This is a genomic window from Marinobacter maritimus (assembly GCF_007671675.1).
Lineage (GTDB): Bacteria > Pseudomonadota > Gammaproteobacteria > Pseudomonadales > Oleiphilaceae > Marinobacter > Marinobacter maritimus.
Genome location: NZ_VCGW01000008.1, coordinates 22,361 through 47,397 on the forward strand (window position 1 = coordinate 22,361; position 25,037 = coordinate 47,397).

Sequence of the window (25,037 nt, forward strand, 5' to 3'; positions counted from 1 at the left end):
TTGGCGTCCTTCGGTTGACAGTCGTAAAATCAGATAATCGTGAGAATGTTTTCCGGTGGCCTGCCTACGGCGGCCTTGCCGTTGGCGAGTACAATTGGCCGTTCAATCAGTTTCGGGGTCGCTACCATAGCAGCAATCAGTTGTTCGCGGCTCAGATCCGGGTTGTCCAGGCCAAGTTCCTTGTATTCGGTCTCGCCGGTGCGCATCAGTTCACGGGGCTGCCGGCCGAGTGCGTCAAGAATATCTGAAAGCTCCCCCTCTGTTGGCGGCGTTTCCAGGTAGCGTATAATTTCCGGCTTAATGCCGCGCCCTGTCAGTAATTCAAGAGCCTGGCGGGATTTTGAACAGCGGGGGTTGTGGAAAATCCGGATGGGTTCTGTCATCTTCGTGCCTGTTTGTTGAAATGAATGCTGCAACTGTAAATAGTGTGGCTCGAAGTCTAACAGGAGGTTTTCCCTTGCAGAACCCTGTCATCCCTCGTTTACCCCGGGGGGCAGCCGTTGCAGGCGCATTGATTTTGATGGCTTTACTGGCAGGTTGCCAGAAAATTGAACTGGAGCGCTCTGAAGGCCCGAAACTCCCATGGGATGACCTGCGCGGTCAGTGGGTACTCGTCAACTACTGGGCTGAATGGTGCAAGCCCTGTCTGGAGGAAATCCCGGAGCTGAACGAATTGGACAACGCCCCGGATATTACCGTACTCGGGGTGAACTTTGACGACATCAAAGGTGACGCTCTGGTAGATCTCGGTAAGCGTATGGGTATTGAGTACACTATGCTCGTGCAGGATCCGGGCCCTGAGTTTGATTGGAAGTCCCCGGTTGCGCTGCCCGCTACGTTTGTTGTGAATCCTGAGGGAGAGCTTCTGGAAGCCCGCTTTGGCCCGCAGACTGAAGAAGATATACGGGCATTGATTGGCGGCTGAATGCTGCAGGCACTTTCACGCCATCTAACGAATATACATGCAGGAACAACCTGACGTTATGTCGCAGACTTTTGTACACCTTCGCGTGCACTCCGAACACTCCATGGTGGATGGCCTTGTACGCGTTAAACCGCTGGTCAAGCGCGTTGTGGAATTGGGCATGCCGGCCGTAGGCCTCACAGAGCAGTCCAACATGTGCTCGCTGGTTAGATTCTACAAGACGACAACTGGCGCTGGTGTGAAGCCCATTATTGGCGCTGACCTCTGGCTGGAGAACCCGGACGAGCCGGAAAACCCCTTCCGTCTGACGCTGCTGGCTCGGGATAACAAAGGCTATCTCAACCTCACAGAGATTATTTCCATCGGGTATACCGAAGGGCAACGCCACGGCAAGCCGATCATTCAGCGCAAATGGCTGGAGAGCAGGGCAGACGGCTTGATTGCTATATCTGGCGCCAAAATGGGCGATGTGTGCAAGGCTTTGCTGGCAGACAAGCCAGAGCTGGCAAAAGCCCGGGCTGAATACTGGATGAGCCTGTACCCGGGCTCTTACTATCTGGAGCTGCAGCGAACAGGCCGGCCCGGCGATGAAGACTGCCTGCACATGAGTGTTGAGCTCGCCGAAAACCTCGGGCTCCCCGTTGTTGCTACCAACGACGTGCACTTTCTGGAGGCCGACGATTTCGAGGCCCATGAAGCCCGGGTCTGTATTGGAGAAAGCCGGGCGCTGGATGATCCTCGTCGCGACCGCCGTTTCAGCGATCAGCAATATCTCCGCAGTGCGGAGGAAATGATCGAGCTGTTCAGCGACATTCCTGAAGCCGTTGAAAATACCCTGGAGATAGCGCGGCGCTGCTCGGTGACCGTGCGTATGGGCGAGTACTTCCTGCCCAATTACCCGGTGCCCGAAGGCATGACCATGGACGACTACTTCCGCCAGGTGTCGGAAGAGGGCCTGGAGGATCGTCTTGCCAAAACCCTGCCGAAAGATGATCCGGATTACGACAGCAAGCGCCAGGCCTATTACGATCGCCTGAATTTCGAGCTGGATATCATCATCCAGATGGGATTCCCCGGCTACTTCCTGATCGTGATGGACTTCATCAAATGGGCGAAGAACAACGGCGTACCGGTAGGCCCGGGTCGTGGTTCCGGTGCAGGCTCGCTGGTAGCTTATGCCCAGCTCATCACGGATCTGGATCCGCTGGAATACGATCTGCTGTTCGAGCGCTTCCTCAACCCTGAGCGGGTATCCATGCCCGACTTTGACGTCGACTTCTGTATGGAAGGGCGTGATCGCGTCATTGCTTATGTCGCTGAGAAGTACGGCCGGGAAGCGGTTTCACAGATCATTACCTTCGGAACCATGGCCGCCAAGGCGGTGGTTCGGGACGTTGCCCGCGTGCAGGGCAAGTCTTACGGTCTTGCAGATAAACTGTCCAAAATGATTCCGTTTGAAGTGGGAATGACATTGGACAAGGCCATCGAACAGGAGCCAACGCTGAAGGAGTTCCTGGAGCAGGATGAAGAAGCTCAGGAAATCTGGGAAATGGCCCTAAAACTTGAGGGTGTGTGCCGGAACGCCGGTAAACACGCTGGCGGGGTGGTGATTGCGCCCACCAAAATTACCGATTTCTCGCCGCTGTACTGCGATGATGAAGGCGGTAGCCTGGTGACTCAGTTCGACAAAAACGATGTTGAAGAAGCCGGGCTTGTGAAGTTCGACTTTCTCGGTCTGCGAACGCTGACCATTATCGACTGGGCGCTGAAGATGATTAACCCACGGCGCGCCGGCCGTGGCCTGCCGCCTCTGGATATCAATGAAATTCCACTGGCCGACCCTGCTTCGTTCGTGATGCTGAAAAAGGCCGAGACGACCGCCGTGTTCCAGCTGGAATCCCGCGGCATGAAAGACCTGATTCGTCGTCTGCAGCCGGACTCACTGGAAGACATGATCGCCCTGGTGGCACTGTTCCGCCCCGGGCCGCTGCAATCCGGCATGGTTGATGACTTTATCGATCGTAAGCACGGCAAGCAGCCCATGTCGTTCCCGCACCCGGATTATCAATACGAAGGCCTGAAACCGGTTCTGGAGCCGACCTATGGGGTTATCCTTTACCAGGAGCAGGTCATGCAGATTGCTCAGGTGATGGCGGGCTACACCCTCGGCAATGCCGACATGTTGCGCCGTGCCATGGGTAAGAAAAAACCTGAAGAAATGGCCAAGCAGAAGCAATTCTTCCTGGATGGCTGCGAAAACAACGGCATTAACAAAACCCTTGCGGAAAACATTTTCGATCTGGTGGAGAAATTCGCCGGCTATGGCTTCAACAAATCCCACTCTGCCGCCTACGCACTGGTGTCGTACCAAACCCTGTGGTTGAAAGCCCACTACACTGCCGAGTTCATGGCTGCGGTGTTGACCGCAGATATGCAGAACACGGACAAAGTGGTCACGTTGGTAGAGGAGTGTCGCAACCTCAAGCTGGACCTCGTACTGCCGGATGTGAGCCGCTCGGAATACACCTTTACCGTGAATGATGAAGGCCAGGTGGTGTATGGGCTTGGCGCGATCAAGGGGTTGGGCGAGGGTCCGATTCAGGCCATTGTGGAGGGCCGTGCCGGCGGCGAGCCCTATCAGGACCTGTTCGACTTCTGCCGCAAGGTTGACCTCAGGAAAATCAATAAACGGGCCATGGAAGCCCTTATTCGTTCCGGCGCCATGGACAAACTCGGTGCCAGCCGGGCTCAGCTGATGGCCAGTATTCCGAAAGCGGTCCAGCAGGCGGACCAGCAGTCGCGCAATGAATCCGTGGGTATGATGGATATGTTCGGCGAAATGCTGGAAGCCAGTGAAGACGGTGACCCATACGCCGACGTCGCCGGGGTGCGGGAATGGCCCGAGAAACAACGACTGAAAGGTGAAAAAGACACGCTGGGGCTGTATCTGACAGGCCATCCATTTGACGAGTACGAGCGGGAAGTTCGGCGCTTCGTGCGTTCCTCCATTTCCGATCTCAAGCCCAATAAATCACCACAGCGGGTTGCCGGGCTGGTGGTTGCTCAGCGCACCATGAAAACGCGCACGGGCTCCACCATGTGCTTTATAACGCTGGATGATCGGAGCGCGCGGATTGAAGCTACGCTGTTTTCTGAAGCTTTCTTTGAAAATCGGGAGCTGCTGCAATCAGATCAGGTGATTGTGGTTGAGGGGCAGGTGAGCCACGATGATTATTCCGGCCAGATGAAAATGCGCGTCAGCTCGGTCATGGACGTGCCCAGTGCCCGGAAACAATTCAGTAAAGGCCTGAAGCTGAACCTGCATGCTGACCAGCTGCAGAACGGCCTGCTGGACAGGATCGACAGCACGCTCAGGCCGTTTCGCTGTGATGGCAGCCCGGTCTGGATCGAGTACAGCAGTCAGGAAGCCAGCACCCGGATTGAACTGGGGGACGCCTGGAGGGTGCAGCCGGACGACAATCTGCTGCTGGAGCTGAGATACCTGGTGGGCGACCAGTGCGTAGAACTGGTCTATGATTGAGTGAACAAGGTGGGATGCTGCCCCAAGATTAAATATTTGTCAGATTGCGGACTCATACCAATGTCCGCTTTAGACGTGAACCGGGCGCTGCTATCTTTGTACCAAATTCCGTGTTGGCGGAGCTTTGCCCCGCCTGGCAAAAAATGATGGAACATCATGAACCCTAATTATCTCGATTTCGAACAGCCGATTGCCGACCTTGAAGCCAAGATCGAAGAGCTTCGCATGGTAGGCAATGACACCGATATCAACATTTCTGATGAAATTACCCGGTTGAAGAAGAAAAGCGTCAGTCTGACGGAGAATATATTTTCGGACCTGCACCCGTGGGATGTCGCCCGTCTTGCGCGGCATCCGCGCCGACCCTATACCCTGGATTATGTTGAAATGATCTTTGATGATTTCGATGAGCTCCACGGCGACAGGCGTTATGCAGATGATCAGGCCATTGTGGGCGGCACCGCGCGTTTGAACGACAAGCCCGTGATGGTGATCGGCCATCAGAAGGGCCGGGAAGTGCGGGATAAGGTCAAGCGTAATTTTGGCATGCCGCGCCCCGAAGGTTACCGCAAGGCTCTGCGCCTGATGGAAATGGCCGAGCGCTTCAGAATGCCCATTCTCACGTTTATTGACACCCCGGGCGCTTATCCCGGCATAGGTGCCGAGGAACGTGGCCAGAGTGAAGCCATCGCCTTCAATCTTGCGGTCATGTCACGGCTCAAAACGCCGATCATTTCTACGGTAATTGGTGAGGGTGGTTCCGGCGGTGCACTGGCTATCGGCGTATGCGATCAGTTAAATATGCTGCAGTATTCGACTTATGCCGTTATATCACCGGAAGGTTGCGCTTCCATCCTCTGGAAAAGTGCCGAGTATGCCTCCCTGGCGGCTGAGGCCATGGGCGTGACGGCGGATCGTCTGAAGGACCTCGGGTTGGCAGACAATGTCATCACGGAGCCCTTGGGTGGTGCGCATCGCAACCCTGAAAAAATGGCTGAAGCCCTGCGTGAAACGCTTGCCAAGGGTATGGCTGAGCTCAGCCGTTTGCCTCTGGATGAGTTGGTGTCCCGGCGGTATGAGCGGTTGACCCGCTATGACACAGGGCGTTAAGCCCGCTCCCGGGTTCGCCTTTTCGGAGGCTTTGATCGCGCCGGTAAAAGCTGTTTCTGGCTACCGGCGCCTTTGGGTTGCTCTCAGCGGCGGCCTGGATTCCACCCTTCTGCTGCATCTTGCCGCGCGTTGCCATTCGGGCGTGCGCGCCATACATATAAATCACCAGCTTCAGACCAATGCCGGTGAAACGGAAGCTTTTTGTCGCGACTTGTGCGCCGGGCTTGATGTTCACCTCGTTGTTCAGCCCGTATCGGTCAAGCAAGGCTCAAGCCTTGAGGAGGCTGCCCGCAAGGTTCGTTATGAGTCCTTTGAGACACTTCTCGAGCCTGGTGATATTCTTCTGATGGCTCACCACAGTGATGATCAGGCCGAAACCGTCCTTTTCCGCATGTTTCGCGGCAGTGGTGTGGCGGGACTTGCCGGCATGCCAGGAAGTCGGCGGTTGGGAGCAGGCCTTCTTGTCCGTCCATTGTTGGGTGTTGAACGATCGGAGCTTGAACGCAATGCCCGTCAGGCTGGTATTTCATGGATTGATGATCCTAGCAATACGGACCAGCGATTCGATCGCAACTTCCTGCGTCTCAGTATTCTTCCCCTGCTTAAAAAACGCTGGCCGGGCCTGAATCAGCGCCTTCGGCACAGTGCGGGCGCTTGTTCGGAAAGCGATTTCCTGAATCAGCGGCTGGCAAGTTTGCAGTGGCAGGCCCTGGGAGGTCACCCACGCCGCCTCCCCGTTGAAGGTTTGGTCGCGCTCTCTCTAGTAGAGCAGAAAAATCTTCTGCGCTGGTGGATCCGGCGCGCCGGATATCGTCCTCCTTCCATCGGCGACTGGTCACAGGTTTTGCATGACCTGTTGCATGCTGCTGAAGACCGGTCGCCCGAACTGCAGGCAGAGGGCTGTAGCCTGCGGCGTTTTCAGGGTGAGCTTTACCTTGTTTCCGAAATGGCGGATTTGCCGGAAGAGCCTTTAGCCCTGGAGCCGGGGCAGCCAGTACGTTGGGGCGAGTTGACGATTCGGTTGATGCCGGTGGCTACTGCGAAAACCGATGCCCCGCCAATACGGATATGTACGAGGCAGGGCGGGGAGCGCCTCCATTTTCGCGCGAGTGGTCCCTCAAAATCCCTGAAAAAATGGCTTCAGGAGCAGGCGATTCCACCTTGGAAAAGGCGCCGCCTGCCCTTGGTTTTCAGGGGCGTAAAGGGAGAGAGTGAGTTGATCGCTATTGGCGATCTATGGTGTTCTGAACAATACTGCGGAAGCGCGCCCGAAGCAGGCTGGCGGCTGATTGTGGAGCGGGATTGTGATTGAGTCGCTGAGGGCTTTCTGGTAGTCTGGCGTCCCATCTTGAGATGACAATCTCCCTCCTTCACAGAACCTGATAATCATGGAATCTGCATGACGCGTTATATTTTCGTCACCGGCGGTGTTGTGTCCTCACTGGGGAAAGGAATCGCATCGGCCTCTCTGGCTGCGATCCTTGAGGCACGCGGCCTGAAGGTTACTATCCTCAAGCTGGACCCGTACATAAACGTGGACCCTGGTACCATGAGTCCGTTCCAGCACGGTGAAGTCTATGTCACCGAAGACGGGGCTGAAACCGATCTTGATCTTGGCCATTACGAGCGCTTCATTCGCACGCCGATGAGTCGTCGTAATAATTTCACCGCCGGCCGGGTTTACGAAGAAGTTATACGCAAAGAACGCCGCGGTGATTATCTCGGCGGGACTGTGCAGGTTATTCCTCACATCACCGACGAGATCAAGCGCCGTGTTGTAGAAGGCGCAGCGGGCGCAGATGTGGCTCTGGTTGAAGTGGGCGGCACGGTTGGTGACATTGAATCCCTGCCGTTCCTTGAAGCCTGCCGTCAACTGAAGGTCGAGGTAGGTTCCTCTCGTGCGCTTTTCATGCACCTGACACTGGTTCCTTACATTGCCACGGCTGGCGAAATCAAAACCAAACCGACCCAGCATTCCGTTAAGGAAATGCGTTCCATCGGTTTGCAGCCGGATATTCTGCTGTGCCGCTCAGAGCATGAAGTGGATGCCAGCTCCCGCCGGAAGATTGCACTGTTCACCAACGTGGAAGAGCGTGCTGTCATTCCAATGCGAGACGCCAAATCCATTTACGCTATTCCTCGCATGTTGCACGAGCACGGTCTGGATCAGCTGGTTATTGAGCACTTCAGGCTTGAAGCACGCGAGGCGGATCTGAGTGATTGGGATAATGTCGTCGAATCACTGATGAACCCGGAGCAGGAAGTGACGATTGCCATGGTTGGCAAATACATGGAATTGCTGGAAGCTTACAAGTCGCTTATCGAATCCCTGCTGCACGCTGGCATCAAGACCCGTACCAAGGTAAAAATCAATTACATTGATTCTGAAGACATTGAGCGCGATGGTACCATGGTACTTGAGAGTGCCGATGCGATTCTGGTTCCCGGCGGTTTTGGCGAGCGTGGTGTGGAGGGCAAGATCCGCACGGTACAGTACGCTCGTGAGAATAAGGTTCCCTACCTGGGTATTTGCCTGGGTATGCAAGTGGCGGTTATTGAATACGCCCGTAACAAAGCCGGTCTGGTTGATGCCCACAGCACCGAATTCCGTGAGCACACACCATTGCCGGTTGTTGGCCTGATCACTGAGTGGCTTGATGCGACCGGTGAACGCGAAGAGCGTACCGACGAATCGGACCTTGGCGGCACCATGCGACTGGGTGCTCAGGATTGTGTACTGACTGAAGGCTCGAACATTGCCAACTGCTACGGCCGAAAAACCATTCGTGAGCGCCATCGTCACCGTTACGAGGTAAATAACCATTTCCTGCCGCAGTTGGAAGCATCAGGCCTGCTGGTTTCCGGGCGTTCCACCGATGGCAAGTTGGTGGAAGTAGTGGAAGTTGTCGATCACCCCTGGTTTGTTGCTTGTCAGTTCCATCCGGAATTTACCTCGACACCCCGCGATGGTCACCCGCTGTTCAAGGGCTTTGTGGAAGCAGCGTTGGCGAACCGTAAGGAGTCCTGATTATGGCCCAAAGCACCGTTACTGTTGCTGATATCGACATCGCCAACCACAAACCGTTTGTGCTGTTTGGTGGCATGAACGTTCTGGAATCCCGAGATCTGGCATTTGAGGTTGCAGAAAGCTATGTTGAGGTTTGCCGCAAGCTCGGCATTCCTTACGTATTCAAGGCTTCTTTCGATAAAGCGAACCGCTCTTCGGTTAACTCCTTCCGGGGCCCCGGTCTCGATAAAGGCTTGCAGATACTGGCCGATATCAAGAGCAAGTACGGTGTTCCGATTATCTCTGATGTTCATGAGGTGGTACAGGCAGCGCCTGCGGCTGAGGTTTGTGACATCATCCAGTTGCCTGCTTTTCTGAGCCGTCAAACTGATCTGGTTGTGGCTATGGCGGAGACCGGCGCGGCGATCAATATCAAGAAAGCTCAGTTTCTGGCTCCGCAGGAGATGGCGCACATCATCAACAAGTGTGCGGAGGCCGGCAACGACAGAATTATCTTGTGCGAGCGGGGCAGTAGCTTCGGGTACAACAACCTTGTAGTCGATATGCTCGGCTTTGGCATCATGAAATCCATGAACGTGCCGGTTATGTTTGATGTGACCCATTCACTGCAGATGCCAGGCGGTCGTGCAGATTCCGCCGGTGGTCGTCGTGCCCAGGTTACCGATCTGGCACTGGCTGGCATGTCTCAGGGGTTGGCGGGGTTGTTTCTTGAGGCTCACCCGAACCCTGATGAGGCCAAGTGCGATGGCCCTTGCGCCCTGCGTCTCAGCCAGTTGGAGCCGTTTTTGCAGCGTGTGAAGGCTGTTGATGACCTTGTGAAGAGTTTTAAACCTATCGACACCGCCTGATTGGCGGTTTTCGCGTTATTAGGTACAGGTTATGGGAGAGAGCGGGGCACGGCTTTACGAAAATGTGCGGAGCCATGGATGGCGGAGCCAAGCGCACATGGATGTGCTTGTAGCGTTTTTCGTAAAGCCGTGCCCCGCTCTCTCTTGCACCAGATTTTGTTTATAAACTTGGAGACCCTGAAGAATGACCAAGATTGCCAACATTAAAGCCCGTGAGGTTCTGGATTCCCGTGGTAACCCCACGGTAGAAGCGGACGTAATTCTGGAAGACGGTACTCTTGGCCGTGCCTGTGCACCGTCTGGCGCCTCTACAGGCTCCCGTGAGGCGCTGGAGCTGCGCGATGGTGATGCGTCCCGTTATCTGGGTAAGGGCGTATTGAAGGCAGTTGCGGCTATCAATGACAAGATCAACAATGCGCTGAAGGGTAAAGATGCTGCGGACCAGCGAGGGCTGGATAACATCATGCTGGAGCTGGATGGCACTGAGAACAAGGCCAATCTGGGTGCGAACGCTATCCTGGCGGTATCCCTGGCAGCGGCTAAAGCTGCTGCGGAGTCTTTGGGTAAGCCACTTTACGAGCACATCGCTGACATCAACGGCACCTCCGGCAAGTTCAGCATGCCTGTTCCGATGATGAACATTCTGAACGGCGGCGAGCACGCGGATAATAACGTAGATATTCAGGAATTCATGGTGCAGCCGGTTGCTGCCAAGAGCTTTTCGGAAGCTCTGCGCATTGGTGCCGAAATCTTCCACAGCCTGAAAAAAGTGCTGCAGACTCAGGGCCTGAATACAGCGGTTGGCGATGAAGGTGGCTTTGCGCCTAACCTGCCGTCGAACGAAGCGGCTCTGGCGATTATCAAGGAAGCGGTTGAAAAAGCCGGTTACAAGCTTGGTACAGACATCACTCTGGCTTTGGACTGCGCGGCCTCTGAATTCTACAAGGACCGCCAGTATGTATTGGCTGGCGAAGGCAAGAGCTTTGACTCTGCTGGTTTTGCTGATTACCTGGCAGGCTTGGCTGAGCGTTATCCGATTGTGTCCATCGAAGATGGCATGGACGAGAGCGACTGGGACGGATGGAAAGTGCTGACCGACAAGATCGGCGAAAAAGTACAGCTGGTGGGCGACGATCTGTTTGTCACCAACACCAAAATCCTCAAGCGCGGTATTGATACGGGTGTGGGCAATTCCATTCTGATCAAGTTCAACCAGATTGGCAGCCTGAGCGAAACCCTGGATGCTATCAAGATGGCGCAGGATGCTGGCTTTACGGCGGTTATTTCTCACCGGTCAGGTGAAACGGAAGACACGACCATTGCGGATCTTGCCGTTGCGACCTGTGCGGGTCAGATCAAAACCGGTTCGCTTTGCCGTTCTGATCGTGTTGCCAAGTACAATCAGTTGCTGCGTATTGAAGAGGCGCTGCAAGGCAAAGCGCCTTACCGTGGTCTGATCGAGATTAAAGGTCAGGGCTGAAATTAGCAGCTTCCATTTTAGCCTTTGAACCTCATGGGTTCAGGTAATAAAATGCCAGGGCCGTCGTGATTTGAATGAAAGTTCAGTCACGATGGCCTTTTTGCCCAATTAGTTAGAAGAATTTGTTGCTAATCTACTCTAAGGTCTATACTTAGCGTCCGGTGTTTGATTTTTGATCGTTTAACTCCTTTACGGAATCGGTATTAATGAAGTTGCTCTGGGCTTTCATGGTTGTTCTCATTCTCCTGCTACAGGTGCGCCTGTGGATTGGGGAGGGCAGCTTTGCGCAGGTTTGGACGCTGGAGAAATCGATTGCCGAGCAGCGAAAGGAGAATGCCGAGCTGGCTACCCGCAATGAGCGCCTGTATGCGGAGGTGCGTAACCTTCGCAATGAGCAAGGGGCTGTTGAAGAGCGGGCCCGGATGAATCTTGGGTTGATTCGTGACGATGAGACGTTTTTTCTTGTTGTTGAGCAGTAATTTTCGGGTTTGGAGTTCAGAGCGTCGGGTAGATCTTTTCCGGGAAACGCTACGAGCACATCCATGTGCGCTTGACGGTGACCATCCTTGGCCACCGACATTCCCGGAAAAGATCTACCCGACGCTCTCCAGGCCCTTTGCGACAGCTCTATGACTTCTCCTAAACTCTGGTTGATTGTTCCCGCCGCCGGCATTGGTCAGCGCATGCAGGCCGAGTGTCCCAAGCAATACCTCCGTATTAATAACCGCTTTATTCTGGATATCACCCTTTCACGATTGCTGGATTCCGGCCTCTTTTCTGGTTGTATGGTCCCGCTGAATTTAGCGGATCATTGGTGGCCAGAGTCTGACGCCAGCAACGATGACCGAATTCAGACCTGCAGCGGTGGTGCAGAGCGGGCAAATTCTGTGCTCTCAGCACTACACGCTCTGGAAGATCAGGTCGCAACGGATGACTGGGTTCTAGTTCACGATGCAGCTCGTCCCTGTGTTCATCCAGGCGATCTTTCGAATCTCGTTTCAACGCTGGCGGATCACCCAGTGGGTGGCCTGCTGGCAGCTCCGGTTGCGGATACGCTTAAAAATGCGGAACCAGGCCGTTTGCCTGAAGTTATCGCAACCGTGGATCGCAGCCAGTTGTGGCGTGCGCTTACGCCACAGATGTTCCGTTATTCCATGCTGGTTTCGGCATTGGAGACGGCTCTGCAGGAGAAACAGCCGGTTACCGATGAGTCCTCTGCCATGGAATTTTCCGGTAATATGCCTGTTCTGGTTGAAGGGCGGCCGGATAATATCAAGATTACCGTGCCCGCTGACCTGGATCTTGCCGGCTTTATTCTCAGCCGGTTCTGAATTTTCTGGATTTCCCCGGAGTTGATTATGCGAATTGGTCAGGGCTTTGATGTTCATGCCTTCGGCGCAGGCGATGCCGTTATTCTTGGCGGCGTTTCCATACCTTACAGCCAGGGGCTGAAAGCCCACTCCGATGGCGATGTATTGTTGCACGCTCTGGCGGACGCTCTTTTGGGTGCGATTGCCTTGGGGGATATCGGTCATCTCTTCCCCGATACCAGCGCCGAGTGGGCGGGTGCGGATAGCCGGGATTTGTTGCGTAGGGTAATGGCTCGGGTGGCGGAGGAGGGCTTCGGTGTTCTCAATGTCGACACGACGATCATCGCTCAGGCACCGAAAATGGCACCGCATATCGAGGCCATGCGCCTGAATATTGCGGAGGATCTGGGTATTCCGGCTAGCCATGTAAGCGTTAAAGCGACCACCAGTGAGAAGCTTGGGTTTACCGGCCGTGGTGAGGGAATTGCCTGCCAGGCGGTGTGTCTGCTCGAGCCGGTGTCGTCGTGAGCGACGCAGAAATTGGTGCAGGGAACTGGCGATTGGATTGGCCGGTATCAAGTGGTACTCGGGTAGCCAGTGCTTATTTGAAAACTGCTCCTGAGGACTTTCGGGTTAGTGAGGTGATGGGGGAGTTCCCGGAACATGCGGATTCACCAGGTTTACTCAGCGTTACGGGTGAGGGTGAGCATCTGTGTCTGTATCTTGAAAAAACCGGGGATAATACGGAATTTGTGGCGGGAGCGCTTGCTACCCTCACGGGCTGTCGATCTTTTGATGTGGGTTTTTGCGGGCTAAAAGATCGTCACGCGGTCACCCGTCAATGGTTCAGTCTTTATCGTCCCGGTATGATGGACGAGGATACAGCGCTTATTGGGCAAATTTCGGAGCGCTGGCCTGTAAAATCGGCCCATCGTAGCGTGCGAAAATTACGACGTGGTGACCATCAGGGAAATCATTTCGTTATTACGCTCCGACATTTAATCGCCGGGCGCGAGATGGTTGAAAGCGCGCTTGAACGTTTAAAAGTGTACGGAGCACCCAATTATTTTGGCCCTCAGCGCTTCGGTTTTGGTGGTGCGAACCTCGATCGTGCGGTTCATATTGATCCTGCGGCGCTGAATCGTCGCGGTGGGCACGGTAAGCGCAGAGGTCGGGGTAAGCCAGGCGGTGGCAGAGATGACCGGAAAAACGTATTGTACTTTTCGGCTGCCCGCTCCTGGTTGTTCAATGAAGTACTGGCGTCACGGGTGGCAGATGGCAGTTGGCGGGCGCCGCTATCGGGTGAGCCTGATGAGATTGCAACCGGCCCTTTATGGGGTGATGGCGGCACAAGTGCGAACGGTGAGGTTGGGCAGCGTGAGCGTGACACCGTCGCGCAGACTCCGGAGCTGGCTGCTTTGTTTATGACGACTCGAATGAAGCCCGAACGTCGTCCCCTGGTTGTTATGCCTGAGGGGTTGAATTGGTTGTGGCGGGATGACGGTGGCTTGGAACTGAGTTTTTTTCTCGCGCCGGGTCAGTACGCCACCACGGTTTTGGGTGATATTTTTGAGCTTGAGGACATGAGTCTCAGCCAGCATAAAAAACAACACGACTAACGGGCTTGGCCCGACGATTTATTGGAGTGCACTGTGCGTATTCTGTTGTCAAATGATGACGGTGTTCATTCACCGGGATTGGTCGCTCTGTATGAAGGTCTCAAGGGCCTTGGTGACCTGGAAGTAGTAGCGCCAGACAGGGATCACAGCGGAGCAAGTAATGCTCTGACGCTCAACCGACCTCTGACAGTTGAGCAGCATCCCGGTGGTTTCCGGTCTGTTGACGGCACGCCTACAGATTGTGTGCATCTTGCGGTTAACGGGCTGTTTCGGGAGCCGTTTGACCGAGTGGTTTCCGGCATTAATACCCACGCCAATCTGGGTGATGACATTATCTATTCTGGCACCGTGGCGGCGGCAACGGAAGGTCGTCATCTTGGTTTGCCTGCCATTGCTGTGTCTTTGGTAAGCGAAGGACGTAATCATTTTGACACGGCCGCCAGAGTCGTTCGCATGCTGCTGGAAAGTGCACGGCCTTTTGTTTTAGGGCCTCGCTCCATTCTGAATGTGAACGTGCCGGATCTGCCCTGGGAAGACCTTGCAGGATTCCGTGTTACCCGGCTGGGCGACCGGGAGCGCGCCGAAGGTGCTGTTCCAATGACTTGCCCCAGGGGTAAGGAACGCTACTGGATTGGGGCTGCCGGAAAGGGCGGCGACGCCGGCCCGGGAACCGACTTTCATGCCGTTTCTCAAGGGTATGTCTCACTGACTCCTGTGCACATAGATATGACGCGCCATGAGGCGCTGGTCTCTCTCAGGTCTTGGGTGGACACCCTCCAGGCCTCCATGGGGGATGGTGCGTGAGTGGAGAGCTTCAGGGTATCGGGATGACATCCAGGCGCACTCGTATGCGCCTTGTACAGCGCCTCAAAGAATCGGGTATCGAGTCGGATCGCGTGCTGGAGGTTATGGGGCAGGTTCCTCGCCACATTTTTCTGGATGAAGCACTTTCGCATCGGGCATACGAAGACACCTCGCTTCCCATTGGCTACGGCCAGACGCTGTCTCAGCCCTATATCGTCGCCAGAATGACGGAGCTGCTGCTCAGGCATGAGCCTGCCAGGGTGCTGGAACTGGGTACCGGGTCAGGCTATCAGACGGCGGTTTTGTCACAACTCTTCGACGACATTTATAGCGTTGAACGCATCAAGCCGCTGCAAGATCGTGCCCGGGACAGGCTGCGGCAGCTCAACATCCGCAACGTCATGCTCAAGCATGCAGATGGTGGGATGGGGTGGCCAGAGAGAGGGCCGTTTGACGGTATTATTGTTACTGCCGCGCCGATGGAGGTGCCAACCGAGCTACTGGAGCAGCTTGCCGATGGCGGCGTTCTGGTGGCACCCGTTGGTGAGGAGCATCAGGTGCTTGTTGAAGTTATTCGCAACGGTGACCGGTTTGAACGGCGTGATCTGGAGCCAGTTCGGTTTGTGCCTCTTTTGGGTGGAGTTGTCCGTTGAGAGCTCAATCCCAGGAAGTCCACACTCAAAGCAGCGCCCGCACACACCATCCCGCATCCGTATTCTTGAGGGGCATGGCGATGGGTGCAGCGGATATCGTCCCCGGTGTTTCTGGCGGCACCATCGCGTTTATAACCGGTATTTACTTCCGGCTTCTGGAAGCAATTAACGCAACCCCGGGGGCCGTTTTCAAATATCTGTTCCGGGGGAATGTGAGGGCATTTTGGCAGGCCTGTGATGGCACCTTCCTCAGCGCTTTACTGGTGGGTATTCTCGTCAGCATTGTGACCCTGGCATCCGGGATCAGTTTCCTGCTGGCTGAATACCCGGTTCTGATCTGGAGCTTTTTCTTTGGTCTGATTCTCGCGTCAGTTTGGCACGTCGGCCGTCAGGCACAACATTATCGCGCGGTGCTGCTCATTCCTCTTTCGGTTGGTATTGTCGCGGCCTGGTGGATTACAACTCTTTCTGTAGGCCAGCTAAACCCTTCTGCTTTGACCTTTTTCTGCGCAGGCGCTGTCGCGATATGCGCGATGATCCTGCCCGGCATCTCAGGCAGTTTCATTCTGGTTATTGTTGGCATGTATGCGCCGGTTCTCGCGGCGATAAAATCTTTTGATATCGCCATGTTGCTGCTGTTTATGGCGGGATGCGTATTGGGCCTGCTGTCGGTTGCAAGACTGATTACATGGGCGTTCAAAGCCTACCACGACCCTGTGTTGGCTTTGCTTACCGGCTTCATGATCGGCGCACTGAACAAGGTCTGGCCTTGGAAGGAAACCCTAACCTGGAGAACAAACAGTTCGGGCGAACAGGTGCCGCTGAGCGAAGTCAGTATCAGCCCTGGTGTGTTTGCCGATCTCACAGGCCTTGATCCTCAGGTTGCGTCAGCCGTGGCAATGGTTATCGCGGGCATTGCTCTAGTGCTGCTGATCGAGTGGCTGGGTGGGCGTTATCAGAATGCAGAGTAACTGCATCCCATAGCATCGGGTGGCCCTGTGTTACCTTTACAGGCAGATGGTTGTTCCCGCCCGTAACAAAGATGGTAACGGGTAACGGGGTGGCCAGTGAGTAACTTGGATTTGATTTCAAAATGTGCAATAAATTAGCGAGTTACTTTTGAAACTTCAGGATCTTCTTTGATTGGATTCTGAGCCAACGCAGATTACTCATAACCAGGCCGGTGTTATTCCTGTGAGATTATTACGTGGGTCAGCTCAAGCCGCTTTGTCGGCCTCCCCGCGGTTCCTCTTTGGTGCCCACCCGGCCGCCTGTGCTTCTGAAGCGTGCAAGCGCTGGTTCTTTCTGATTGCGTTTCTTTTCCTTTCCGGCGCAATGAGCGGTTGCAACACTCAAGCACTTCATCAGGATGATATTTACAATCCGCCGGTTTACTGGGGGCGCCACGTTGTGCGCCAAGGTGAGACGCTGTACGGCATTGCCTGGACTTACGGCCGCGATTACCGGGAGCTGGGCAGCGCCAATGGAATCGGTCCGCCCTGGACTATCCGGGCCGGCCAGGTGCTTCGGCTGGACCTTCGCGGCAATGCCCAGTCAGGTACTAGTGGTCGTGCAACAGCGCAGGCGTCGAGGCCAGCTGCGAATACCTCCGCCCGAGCGCCACGTGCCAAACCTCCTGCACCAACTCCTGCTAACACCCGGAAACCAGCCGTCACCCGAAAGCCCGACAAATCAGCGCCCTTGGCGTCACGCACGCAAACGGTAGCCAGCATCCCATGGCGTTGGCCCCACTCTGGCACCGTAATTGCAGGCTACTCAGCATCCGGAAAAGTCAACAAAGGCGTTGATATTGCCGGAAAAGCCGGGGATGCTGTGAGAGCCGCCGCAGATGGAAGTGTCGTCTACGCTGGCAATGGGTTGCTGGGTTATGGCAATTTGATTATTGTAAATCACAATGAGCACTATCTGAGTGCATACGCTCATAACCGGAAAATTCTGGTTAGCGAAGGGGAGGGAGTAAAAGCCGGGCAAGTCATAGCAGAACTCGGCGGCAACGGTTCAGAGCGTCCCATGTTACATTTTGAGATCCGAAAAAATGGTAACCCGGTCGATCCAACCCATTATTTGCCACCACGCTAATGACTAGATGCGGTGTTTAAAACAAGAAAAAATGATGGCAACAGCGCATAAGCTGGCCATTGATGAAGTCCTGAAGAGAAAAGAAATAAACAATGCCCGCAACAAAAAAAAGTATCGGGCGAAAATCCAGGATTGTTGAAAGGCGGGGCAAGAGATATGTCAGCAGAACAAGAAGATATGATTGTTGATCGTATATCAGACGTTGATGGCTCTACAAACGTTGACGACTCCAGAAACGTTGATGACTCTGAAGATCAGTTACTCGCGGAAGAAAAAACCGGTAAGAGTGCTTCAGCGGCGGCTGAAACCGATGGAGGATTTCCTACCCAGGGGCGCTACTACGCCAGCTCCAAACAGCTCGATGCCACTCAGCTTTATCTCAATGAAATTGGTTTCTCACCGCTTCTGACTCCGGAAGAGGAAGTCTATTTTGCACGCCTTGCTCGCAAGGGTGAGGAGTCCGGCCGTAAACGCATGATTGAGAGTAATTTGCGGCTGGTTGTGAAAATTGCGCGCCGTTATGTGAACCGTGGGCTGACACTGCTTGACCTGATCGAAGAGGGAAACCTCGGCTTGATCCGAGCGGTTGAAAAGTTTGACCCGGAACGGGGTTTCCGTTTCTCCACCTACGCAACATGGTGGATCCGCCAGACGATAGAGCGGGCCATCATGAACCAGACCCGCACCATCCGTTTGCCCATTCACGTGGTCAAGGAACTGAATCTTTATCTGCGGGCTGCTCGCGAACTGACGCAGAAGCTTGATCACGAGCCATCGGCGGAAGAAATCGCAAGGAAAGTGGATAAGCCGGTTAATGATGTGAAACGTATGCTAGGCCTCAATGAGCGCGTAGCTTCCATGGATACGCCTATTGGTGCCGGTGGTGAGAAGTCCCTTTTGGATACCGTCGCCGATGAAGGCGCCTCGGATCCTGCAGACGTGCTGCAAGACAGCAACATGTGTGCCTGCCTTGGGAAATGGATAGACCAGCTCAGCGACAAGCAGCAGGAAGTTCTGTCCCGGCGGTTTGGGCTCAGGGGCTACCCTGTCAGCACCCTTGAAGAAGTCGGGCAGGAAATCGGCCTCACCCGGGAACGGGTTCGACAGATTCAGGTAGAAGCGCTACGGCGCTTACGTGAAATTCTTGAAAAAGAAGGTTTGACTGGAAACCTGCTGTTCAAATAGCTTTTCTGACGCAACATCCAAAACGCCGGCCATGTTTCATGGCCGGCGTTTTGTGTTTTAGTCGTTCTGCAAAAGTATCTCCGAAAAGTAACCGTGCAAATGAGAACCAGGTTGCGACTCGCCCCTTTTGGTCATTGTTAGAATAGCAACACCGGGGGCTGCGGACTTTTACCTGGTGACGAATGAACTCTCATAATAATGACTGAAAAGGAAAGGACGATGAAAAAGGCGTTTTTGACCGGTTTTGCATCCTTGATGCTCGCCGCCACACTATCAGCTCCTGCTTTGGCGTTGACCGTTGAAGGTGTTGATGTCCCTGAGACCTACAAGGCAGACAGCACCGAGCTTGCCTTGAACGGTGCAGGCACTCGCTCCAAATTTTTCATGGATCTCTATATTGGCAGTCTCTATGTGCCTCAGGCACAGCAAGATGGCAATGCCGTGATTGAGGCCGATGAGCCTCAGGCAATTACCCTGCATATTATTTCCGGCATGATCACCAGCGACCGCATGACAGAGGCAACCCTGGAAGGCTTTGAGGCTTCTACGGGTGGTGATATGGCTTCTGTTCAGGCGGAAATTGATCAGTTCATGTCGGTATTCAAAGAGGAAATCAAGGAAGGTGACGTGTTTGACCTGGTCTACGTGCCAGGCGAGGGCGTCAAGGTGCTGAAAAACGGTGAGCAAAAGGACACTGTCGGAGGCCTTGAGTTCAAGAAAGCCTTATTCGGTATTTGGCTTTCTGATGAGCCGGCTCAGAAGAGTTTGAAGAAGAAAATGCTGGGTCAGAGCTGACAGAGATCTGTTGTTTATGTCAGAAAAGCCGGCAATCGCCGGCTTTTTCGTGTCTGGAGCGAGCCTCTTATTGATAGTCGCTTTTCTGTTTGAACTCGCAAAGATCCTCAATAATGCAGGCGCCGCATCGGGGTTTTCGCGCTACGCAGGTGTAACGCCCGTGCAGGATAAGCCAGTGGTGAGCATCCTGAAGAAACTCTTTCGGAACCAGCCGCATCAGGCGGTTTTCCACTTCGACAACGTTCTTGCCCGGAGCAATACCGGTGCGGTTGGATACCCGAAAAATATGAGTGTCCACCGCCATGGCGATCTGTCCGAACGCTGTGTTCAGAACCACATTAGCCGTTTTTCGGCCGACTCCCGGAAGGGCTTCAAGGTCCTCACGGTTGTCAGGCACAATGCTGTTGTGTTTTTCAATCAGTAATCGGCAGGTCTTGATGACGTTCTCTGCCTTGCTGTTGAATAACCCGATGGTCTTGATGTAGTTCTTCAAGCCGTCCACACCCAGTGCAAGTATGGCCTCGGGCGTGTTTGCTACCGGGTAGAGCTTGTCTGTTGCCTTGTTGACGCCCACATCCGTAGCCTGCGCAGAGAGAATAACCGCAATGAGCAGTTCAAACGGGTTGCTGTAGTTCAGCTCTGTTTCCGGGTTGGGGTTAGCTTCCCGAAAACGGGAGAAAATTTCGATGCGTTTGGCTTTATTCATGGTGTTTTGTTACGGCTCCGGCCGCAGATCATGAAACGTTTCCGGTGACACGCACGCGTTTGCTGCCGGGCGCTGCTGTTGGCTGAACTGCCTTTTGTCGTTCCTTCAAGTGGTTGTCGATGCCGTTTTTCAGAGCGATCAGCAGCCCGAGACCTACGAACGCGCCGGGCGGTAGTACCATGAACAGCATGTCCGGATAGTTGGCAAACGGCTCAATGACCCAGTCGGCAGCCATGGGGCCGAGCAGCAGGTGCATATCAACAAACAGGGTGCCCTGACCGATCAGTTCGCGCATGCCGCCGAGAATAAGCAGCACGATCAGGAAGCCTGCACCCATCATTGCACCATCCAGTAGCGCGGGCCCGGGTGAGTTGCGTGAGGCAAACGCGTCGGCACGGCCCAGAATGGCGCAATTGGTAACGATCAGTGGGATGAAGATACCGAGAATCTGGTAAAGCTCGTAAGTGTACGCCTGCATCAATAGTTCGGCACAGGTCACGAAAGAGGCAATGATCATCACGAACGCCGGCAAACGCACGGATTCGCTGACATAGTTGCGGATCAAAGAAACAGCCAGGTTAGAGCCCATCAACACCATCAGGGTTGCAAGACCGAGACCGATTGCGTTGACTATCGTGCTGGTGACCGCAAGAAGAGGGCACAACCCCAGCACCTGAACCAGTGCAGGATTGTTATCCCAGAGGCCGTCGCGGATGATTTCACCGGAGGTTTTAGTCGCCATGATCAGGATTGCTCCGCATTCAGGGATTCGTCGGTCAGGTCCCCGGGGGTAACTTCAGGGCCTTGCCCCGACGGGGTTTTGTTCAGCTGAGCCCGGATTTCCCGCTGGTTCTGCCGGAAATAAATCAGCGATTTCTGTACCGCTTTTACCACAGCCCGAGGGGTGATGGTGGCGCCGGTAAACTGGTCAAATACGCCGCCGTTCTTTTTTACATTCCATTCCCGTGGCGGCGGACTGCCCAAAGAGCGTCCTTCGAAGCCTTTAACCCAGTCGGACTTCCGGGTTTCAATCCGGTCGCCCAGCCCCGGTGTTTCCTTGTGGCCAATAACTCTTACACCGAGAACAGTACCTTCAAGGTCAATGCCCACAAGCAACTTTATATTGCCTGAATATCCGTCAGGCGCAATGGCTGGCATGATCATGCCGACCGGTCGTCCGTCTTGCCGTGCGACCCATACCGTCACTGGCCCACCGGTTGCCAGTCGATCGCTCGCAGGCAGAATTAATGTGTCTCTGAGCATGTCGTTGTTGTGCGCGCTTTCGGGGATGATCTCAAACAGAGCTTTGGCCTCGGCTCTGGCAGCCTGTTCTGCGATGCGTTCGTCGGTCAGTGCCTGGGTAACTGCAATGGTGCCGCCGGTAATAACAGCAAACAGTCCAAGCCCTATGGCACTGCGGCGGATGGATTGAGTCATGGTCGCCATGGTTAACTCCTGCCCCGGCCGGGCTGTCCTCGGCGAGCTTTGTGATGGCCGTAGGTTCTTGGTGGCGTGTAGTGATCGATAAAGGGTACGGCAAAGTTCATAAGCAAAACGCTGAATGCCACGGCATCCGGATAGTTACCCCAGCTCCGGATCAGATAGATGAGCACGCCAATACCCGCGCCGTAAATCAGTTTGCCCTGATGGCTGGTGGCGGCAGATACCGGATCGGTTGCGATAAAAAACGCGCCGAGCATGGTGCCACCTGCCAGAAGGTGTAACGACAGCGGTGCGTATTGATCCGCGTTGCTGCCAAACGCCAGACTCATGGCAATCAGTGCACCCAGAAAAGCGGCTGGAATATGCCAGGTGATGATCTTCAGGCCGATCAGTACAAGCCCGCCGATCAGAAACGCCGCGTTGACCCACTCCCAGCCTTTGGCAACGCCCTCACCAAACGTCGGGTGGGCAAGAACTTCGACCGCGGTATGGCTCGCAATTTTGTGTTTGTATTCGTCCAGCGGTGTCGCCATGGTCCAGCCATCAATGGCTGTTTGCTGCCCTGACGCAACGGCTACCAGAGTGTCTCCAAACCCCGGGGCGCTGTTCCAGAGCAGCGCAGGCTCTGCCCAGTTGGTGGTCATGGCGACCGGGAATGAGATCAACACCAGCGCGTAACCCACCATAGCAGGGTTGAAGGGGTTGGAGCCAAGCCCACCGTAGAGCTGCTTGGCAATCACAATCGCTGAAATGACCGCCACTGCCGAAACCCACCAGGGAGCAAACTGCGGTAAGGAAAGTCCGAGCAATAGCCCGGTTACCGCCGCGGTATTATCCCTGAGAACAAATGCGACCGGTCTGCTACGCAATTTGAGAATGGCTGCTTCCGAAGCCAGGGCAATGGCGATACACCAGGCAACGTTTATGAGATTGCCCCAACCAAAGAACAGGGTTTGTGCCAGCAAGCCGGGCAACGCTGCGAGTATGACCCAAAGCATCACCTTGGACGTCGGGCGCGCATTGTGAGCGTGGGGCGAGGACTGTTGAACAAACGCCATGAAGGTCGGGCCTGATTCTGGTTATTCGATGGACTGGGATTCGGTCTGGGACGCCAGCGATTTGCGAGACTCCGCCAGGGCTTCTTCTGCCCGTTTTACCCTGTCATGATTCTTGGTGACTGCACGTTCCAGTTTTTCTACGTTGTCTGCTTGCTGTGCTCTCGCGTCTTCCAACATGGTCTGCATGGTTTCCAGTTTGGATTGGGCTTGTGCCAGTTGTTTTTCCAGTGCGTCAATATCAGGCTTTTCCGGCTCGGATTCCACCGGTGTTGCGGCCCGTGATTGTGCGGCTTCGCTGCTGGCTTTTTTACGTGCCAGAGCCTGCTCTACCAGGGCGGAACTTGCAGCTCGCTTATCCACCGCCTCTCCGCATGCGGCGGCTTTTTCGGCTTCCACTTTCTGTTTGGCCTGGGCTTCAGCAGCGGCTTTTGCCCGCTCCTTGCGACGCAGTTCCTTGTCCTGTTGTTCGCGCTCAAGCCTGTGCTGGCGAGCCTCAAATCGCTCCCGTGCACGATCTGCCTTGAGTTGCTCTGCTCGCTGTACGCGGATCTCACCTTTGGCATAGCGATAGTACTGCACCAGCGGAATCGAGCTCGGACACACGTACGAACAGGCACCGCATTCGATACAGTCAAACAGGTTCAGATGCTCGGCTTTTTCAAATTCTGCTGCCTTTGCGTGCCAGAACAGTTGCTGCGGTAGCAACTCCATAGGGCAAACTTCCGCGCACTGCCCGCAGCGTATGCAGGCCTGCTCCGGAGGTGGTGCCGGCAGTTCACTGGCGGTCGCCGCAATAATGCAGTTGCTGGTTTTGATAACCGGCACTGCCGTGGTGGTCAGCGTATAACCCATCATGGGCCCGCCGAGAATCAGGCGGCTGACGAGCTCGGGCTGGAGGCCTGCCCGTTCCAGAACGTAGTCCACGGGGGTGCCCAGCAAAACATCAAAATTGCCGGGCTTTTCCAATGCTTCCCCGGTAAGAGTCACAACGCGACTGACCAGCGGCGTGTCTTCAAAGACAGCCCGGGCAACCGCGACGGCGGTTCCGACGTTCTGGCACATGACCCCTATATCGGCCGGAATACCGCCACTGGGCACCTCCATGCCGGTGAGAATCTGGATCAGCTGCTTTTCACCGCCGGAGGGGTATTTGGTCGGGATAACAGCGATCTCAATTTGCGTGCCCTGTACAGCTTTACGCAGCGCTGTTGCAGCTTCTGGTTTGTTGTCTTCAATGCCGATCACGCAGCGCTCAGGGCGCAGAATCCAGGCCATTACTTTTAGCCCGGAAACAACCTCGTCGGCCCGCTCACGCATGGTCATGTCGTCAGCGGTAATGTAGGGCTCGCATTCGGCGCCGTTAAGAATCAGTGTGTCGACCTTGCGATCACGGCTTGGTTTCAGTTTGATGTGTGTCGGAAAACCAGCGCCACCCATGCCGGAGATCCCGGCCGAGTGAATGATGTCCAGAATCTGGTCCCTATCGAGCTTGCGATAGTCGCTGATCGGGTAACGCTTGCACCACTCATCCTTGCCGTCAGGCTTCAAGATGATGCACTTGTCTGCCATGCCGGAAGGGTGGGGTACCGGGAAGTCACCGATGCTTTCAATTACGCCCGATGTCGGGGCGTGAACCGGAACGCCCATACCACCGCTGACGTCGGCTATTTTCTGGCCTTTCAGCACCTGGTCGCCAATCGCCACTACCGGCTCTGCAGGCTCACCAATATGCTGTTGCAGTGGCAGCACCAGTTGCCCGGGAATGCCTGCCGCTTGAATCGATCGGCGGGTTGAAAGCTGCTTGTGCTCTGCGGGGTGAACGCCGCCGCTGAAATCCCAAAGTCGAGTCATCAGGAGCTGACCTCCTGTCGGTCCGTTGCGATAATCGTGGCCGCAGGCGGTGTCCAGGTCCAGGCCCGTATGTCAGGTTCAATGGTGATCATGTCAATACAGTCAACAGGGCAAGGTTCCACGCACAGGTCGCAGCCTGTGCACTCACTTTCGATAACGGTGTGCATGTGTTTTGCGGCACCCAGAATGGCGTCCACCGGGCAGGCCTGGATGCATTTGGTGCAACCTATGCACTCATCTTCGCGTATCACGGCAACGCGCTTTGCTTGTTCCACGCCATGCTCGGCATCCAGCGGCTGGGGCTCTACATCAAGCAGATCTGCCAGTGCCTTGATCGTGGACTCGCCGCCGGGTGGGCATTTATTGATTGCACCACCCTCTGCAATAGATTCCGCATAGGGGCGACAGCCCGGAAATCCGCACTGGCCACACTGAGTCTGTGGTAGCACCGCATCAATCTGTTCCACCAACGGGTTACCTTCAACCCGGAACCGTTCGGAGGCGAAGCCCAGCAAGCCCCCGAACACCAGAGCGAGGCCAAGCAGAACCAGAACGGCGATAAGAATGCCTGTCCACATAAA

At 55.0% G+C, this 25,037-nt stretch carries 24 protein-coding genes; 17 read left to right on the forward strand and 7 right to left on the reverse strand.

Annotation, left to right across the window (positions count from 1 at the left end; genetic code table 11):
• Window positions 1-29: 29 nt before the first annotated feature.
• The gene (gene arsC / locus FFI90_RS19200; protein WP_144780377.1) at window positions 30-383 is read right to left on the reverse strand and encodes an arsenate reductase (glutaredoxin); all 354 of its coding nucleotides are present in this window, start codon (window positions 381-383) and stop codon (window positions 30-32) included.
• Window positions 384-520: 137 nt separating this feature from the next.
• Here arsC and FFI90_RS19205 point away from each other — a divergent pair, with 137 nt between their 5' ends.
• From FFI90_RS19205 to FFI90_RS19285, 17 genes are all read left to right on the forward strand, one after another.
• The gene (locus FFI90_RS19205) at window positions 521-925 is read left to right on the forward strand and encodes a redoxin domain-containing protein (RefSeq protein ID WP_144780425.1); all 405 of its coding nucleotides are present in this window, start codon (window positions 521-523) and stop codon (window positions 923-925) included.
• Window positions 926-983: 58 nt separating this feature from the next.
• Window positions 984-4,466 (forward strand): DNA polymerase III subunit alpha, encoded by a 3,483-nt coding sequence (gene dnaE, locus FFI90_RS19210; RefSeq protein WP_144780378.1) that lies wholly within the window; start codon window positions 984-986, stop codon window positions 4,464-4,466.
• 156 nt (window positions 4,467-4,622) lie between these two features.
• A complete protein-coding gene (accA, locus tag FFI90_RS19215; RefSeq protein WP_144780379.1) occupies window positions 4,623-5,576 on the forward strand; it encodes an acetyl-CoA carboxylase carboxyl transferase subunit alpha in 954 nt (317 codons plus the stop codon).
• Window positions 5,560-6,888, forward strand: coding sequence for a tRNA lysidine(34) synthetase TilS (gene tilS, locus FFI90_RS19220; RefSeq protein WP_144780380.1), 1,329 nt, complete (start codon window positions 5,560-5,562; stop codon window positions 6,886-6,888). The genes accA and tilS overlap by 17 nt, the downstream gene beginning before the upstream one ends.
• 87 nt (window positions 6,889-6,975) lie before the next feature.
• Complete coding sequence (locus tag FFI90_RS19225; protein ID WP_144780381.1) at window positions 6,976-8,604, forward strand: CTP synthase; 1,629 nt, start codon at window positions 6,976-6,978, stop codon at window positions 8,602-8,604.
• Between the two features lie 2 nt (window positions 8,605-8,606).
• The gene (gene kdsA / locus FFI90_RS19230) at window positions 8,607-9,452 is read left to right on the forward strand and encodes a 3-deoxy-8-phosphooctulonate synthase (protein WP_144780382.1); all 846 of its coding nucleotides are present in this window, start codon (window positions 8,607-8,609) and stop codon (window positions 9,450-9,452) included.
• Window positions 9,453-9,636: 184 nt separating this feature from the next.
• The gene (gene eno, locus FFI90_RS19235) at window positions 9,637-10,932 is read left to right on the forward strand and encodes a phosphopyruvate hydratase (RefSeq protein WP_144780383.1); all 1,296 of its coding nucleotides are present in this window, start codon (window positions 9,637-9,639) and stop codon (window positions 10,930-10,932) included.
• 206 nt (window positions 10,933-11,138) lie between these two features.
• A complete protein-coding gene (locus FFI90_RS19240; RefSeq protein ID WP_144780384.1) occupies window positions 11,139-11,411 on the forward strand; it encodes a septum formation initiator family protein in 273 nt (90 codons plus the stop codon).
• 150 nt (window positions 11,412-11,561) lie between these two features.
• Window positions 11,562-12,263, forward strand: a complete 702-nt coding sequence (ispD, locus tag FFI90_RS19245; RefSeq protein ID WP_144780385.1) for a 2-C-methyl-D-erythritol 4-phosphate cytidylyltransferase — start codon at window positions 11,562-11,564, stop codon at window positions 12,261-12,263.
• 27 nt (window positions 12,264-12,290) lie between these two features.
• A complete protein-coding gene (gene ispF, locus FFI90_RS19250) occupies window positions 12,291-12,770 on the forward strand; it encodes a 2-C-methyl-D-erythritol 2,4-cyclodiphosphate synthase (RefSeq protein WP_144780386.1) in 480 nt (159 codons plus the stop codon).
• Complete coding sequence (gene truD / locus FFI90_RS19255; RefSeq protein WP_144780387.1) at window positions 12,767-13,861, forward strand: tRNA pseudouridine(13) synthase TruD; 1,095 nt, start codon at window positions 12,767-12,769, stop codon at window positions 13,859-13,861. The genes ispF and truD overlap by 4 nt, the downstream gene beginning before the upstream one ends.
• 33 nt (window positions 13,862-13,894) lie before the next feature.
• Entirely contained in the window at window positions 13,895-14,665 is a 771-nt protein-coding gene (gene surE, locus FFI90_RS19260; protein ID WP_144780388.1) for a 5'/3'-nucleotidase SurE, read from the forward strand.
• A 23-nt stretch (window positions 14,666-14,688) separates the two neighbouring features.
• The gene (locus FFI90_RS19265) at window positions 14,689-15,318 is read left to right on the forward strand and encodes a protein-L-isoaspartate(D-aspartate) O-methyltransferase (RefSeq protein WP_425463116.1); all 630 of its coding nucleotides are present in this window, start codon (window positions 14,689-14,691) and stop codon (window positions 15,316-15,318) included.
• 74 nt (window positions 15,319-15,392) lie between these two features.
• Window positions 15,393-16,289, forward strand: a complete 897-nt coding sequence (locus FFI90_RS19270; protein ID WP_342779395.1) for a DUF368 domain-containing protein — start codon at window positions 15,393-15,395, stop codon at window positions 16,287-16,289.
• A 364-nt stretch (window positions 16,290-16,653) separates the two neighbouring features.
• Window positions 16,654-17,418, forward strand: a complete 765-nt coding sequence (locus FFI90_RS19275) for a peptidoglycan DD-metalloendopeptidase family protein (RefSeq protein WP_144780427.1) — start codon at window positions 16,654-16,656, stop codon at window positions 17,416-17,418.
• 156 nt (window positions 17,419-17,574) lie between these two features.
• Window positions 17,575-18,603 carry an RNA polymerase sigma factor RpoS gene (gene rpoS / locus FFI90_RS19280; protein WP_144780390.1) on the forward strand — a complete coding sequence of 343 codons (1,029 nt, stop codon included), beginning with the start codon at window positions 17,575-17,577 and terminating at the stop codon, window positions 18,601-18,603.
• A 219-nt stretch (window positions 18,604-18,822) separates the two neighbouring features.
• Window positions 18,823-19,398 (forward strand): chalcone isomerase family protein, encoded by a 576-nt coding sequence (locus tag FFI90_RS19285; protein ID WP_144780391.1) that lies wholly within the window; start codon window positions 18,823-18,825, stop codon window positions 19,396-19,398.
• 67 nt (window positions 19,399-19,465) lie between these two features.
• Here the strand turns inward: FFI90_RS19285 and nth are convergent, their stop codons facing one another.
• The 6 genes from nth to rsxB are packed head-to-tail and all read right to left on the reverse strand — an operon-like array spanning window position 19,466 to window position 25,034.
• Window positions 19,466-20,104: an endonuclease III gene (gene nth / locus FFI90_RS19290; RefSeq protein ID WP_144780392.1), complete on the reverse strand. Its 639-nt coding sequence runs from the start codon at window positions 20,102-20,104 to the stop codon at window positions 19,466-19,468.
• 28 nt (window positions 20,105-20,132) lie between these two features.
• Window positions 20,133-20,846 carry an electron transport complex subunit E gene (locus FFI90_RS19295; protein ID WP_144780393.1) on the reverse strand — a complete coding sequence of 238 codons (714 nt, stop codon included), beginning with the start codon at window positions 20,844-20,846 and terminating at the stop codon, window positions 20,133-20,135.
• 2 nt (window positions 20,847-20,848) lie between these two features.
• Complete coding sequence (gene rsxG, locus FFI90_RS19300) at window positions 20,849-21,550, reverse strand: electron transport complex subunit RsxG (protein WP_144780394.1); 702 nt, start codon at window positions 21,548-21,550, stop codon at window positions 20,849-20,851.
• 2 nt (window positions 21,551-21,552) lie between these two features.
• A complete protein-coding gene (gene rsxD, locus FFI90_RS19305; protein WP_144780395.1) occupies window positions 21,553-22,605 on the reverse strand; it encodes an electron transport complex subunit RsxD in 1,053 nt (350 codons plus the stop codon).
• Between the two features lie 21 nt (window positions 22,606-22,626).
• Window positions 22,627-24,456 carry an electron transport complex subunit RsxC gene (gene rsxC / locus FFI90_RS19310; RefSeq protein ID WP_144780396.1) on the reverse strand — a complete coding sequence of 610 codons (1,830 nt, stop codon included), beginning with the start codon at window positions 24,454-24,456 and terminating at the stop codon, window positions 22,627-22,629.
• Window positions 24,456-25,034, reverse strand: a complete 579-nt coding sequence (rsxB, locus tag FFI90_RS19315; protein ID WP_144780397.1) for an electron transport complex subunit RsxB — start codon at window positions 25,032-25,034, stop codon at window positions 24,456-24,458. The genes rsxC and rsxB overlap by 1 nt, the downstream gene beginning before the upstream one ends.
• Window positions 25,035-25,037: the final 3 nt, after the last annotated feature.

Coding starts and splice junctions, on each gene's coding strand:
- FFI90_RS19270 (WP_342779395.1), top strand. CDS start 15,393: ATGGCGATGGGTGCAGCGGATATCGTCCCCGGTGTTTCTGGCGGCACC.
- accA (WP_144780379.1), top strand. CDS start 4,623: ATGAACCCTAATTATCTCGATTTCGAACAGCCGATTGCCGACCTTGAA.
- arsC (WP_144780377.1), bottom strand. CDS start 383: ATGACAGAACCCATCCGGATTTTCCACAACCCCCGCTGTTCAAAATCC.
- FFI90_RS19295 (WP_144780393.1), bottom strand. CDS start 20,846: ATGGCGACTAAAACCTCCGGTGAAATCATCCGCGACGGCCTCTGGGAT.
- rsxG (WP_144780394.1), bottom strand. CDS start 21,550: ATGGCGACCATGACTCAATCCATCCGCCGCAGTGCCATAGGGCTTGGA.
- tilS (WP_144780380.1), top strand. CDS start 5,560: ATGACACAGGGCGTTAAGCCCGCTCCCGGGTTCGCCTTTTCGGAGGCT.
- FFI90_RS19265 (WP_425463116.1), top strand. CDS start 14,689: ATGACATCCAGGCGCACTCGTATGCGCCTTGTACAGCGCCTCAAAGAA.
- rsxB (WP_144780397.1), bottom strand. CDS start 25,034: ATGTGGACAGGCATTCTTATCGCCGTTCTGGTTCTGCTTGGCCTCGCT.
- rpoS (WP_144780390.1), top strand. CDS start 17,575: ATGTCAGCAGAACAAGAAGATATGATTGTTGATCGTATATCAGACGTT.
- FFI90_RS19225 (WP_144780381.1), top strand. CDS start 6,976: ATGACGCGTTATATTTTCGTCACCGGCGGTGTTGTGTCCTCACTGGGG.
- ispF (WP_144780386.1), top strand. CDS start 12,291: ATGCGAATTGGTCAGGGCTTTGATGTTCATGCCTTCGGCGCAGGCGAT.
- ispD (WP_144780385.1), top strand. CDS start 11,562: ATGACTTCTCCTAAACTCTGGTTGATTGTTCCCGCCGCCGGCATTGGT.
- kdsA (WP_144780382.1), top strand. CDS start 8,607: ATGGCCCAAAGCACCGTTACTGTTGCTGATATCGACATCGCCAACCAC.
- FFI90_RS19240 (WP_144780384.1), top strand. CDS start 11,139: ATGAAGTTGCTCTGGGCTTTCATGGTTGTTCTCATTCTCCTGCTACAG.
- FFI90_RS19205 (WP_144780425.1), top strand. CDS start 521: ATGGCTTTACTGGCAGGTTGCCAGAAAATTGAACTGGAGCGCTCTGAA.
- rsxC (WP_144780396.1), bottom strand. CDS start 24,456: ATGACTCGACTTTGGGATTTCAGCGGCGGCGTTCACCCCGCAGAGCAC.
- FFI90_RS19285 (WP_144780391.1), top strand. CDS start 18,823: ATGAAAAAGGCGTTTTTGACCGGTTTTGCATCCTTGATGCTCGCCGCC.
- eno (WP_144780383.1), top strand. CDS start 9,637: ATGACCAAGATTGCCAACATTAAAGCCCGTGAGGTTCTGGATTCCCGT.
- FFI90_RS19275 (WP_144780427.1), top strand. CDS start 16,654: ATGAGCGGTTGCAACACTCAAGCACTTCATCAGGATGATATTTACAAT.
- dnaE (WP_144780378.1), top strand. CDS start 984: ATGTCGCAGACTTTTGTACACCTTCGCGTGCACTCCGAACACTCCATG.
- nth (WP_144780392.1), bottom strand. CDS start 20,104: ATGAATAAAGCCAAACGCATCGAAATTTTCTCCCGTTTTCGGGAAGCT.
- rsxD (WP_144780395.1), bottom strand. CDS start 22,605: ATGGCGTTTGTTCAACAGTCCTCGCCCCACGCTCACAATGCGCGCCCG.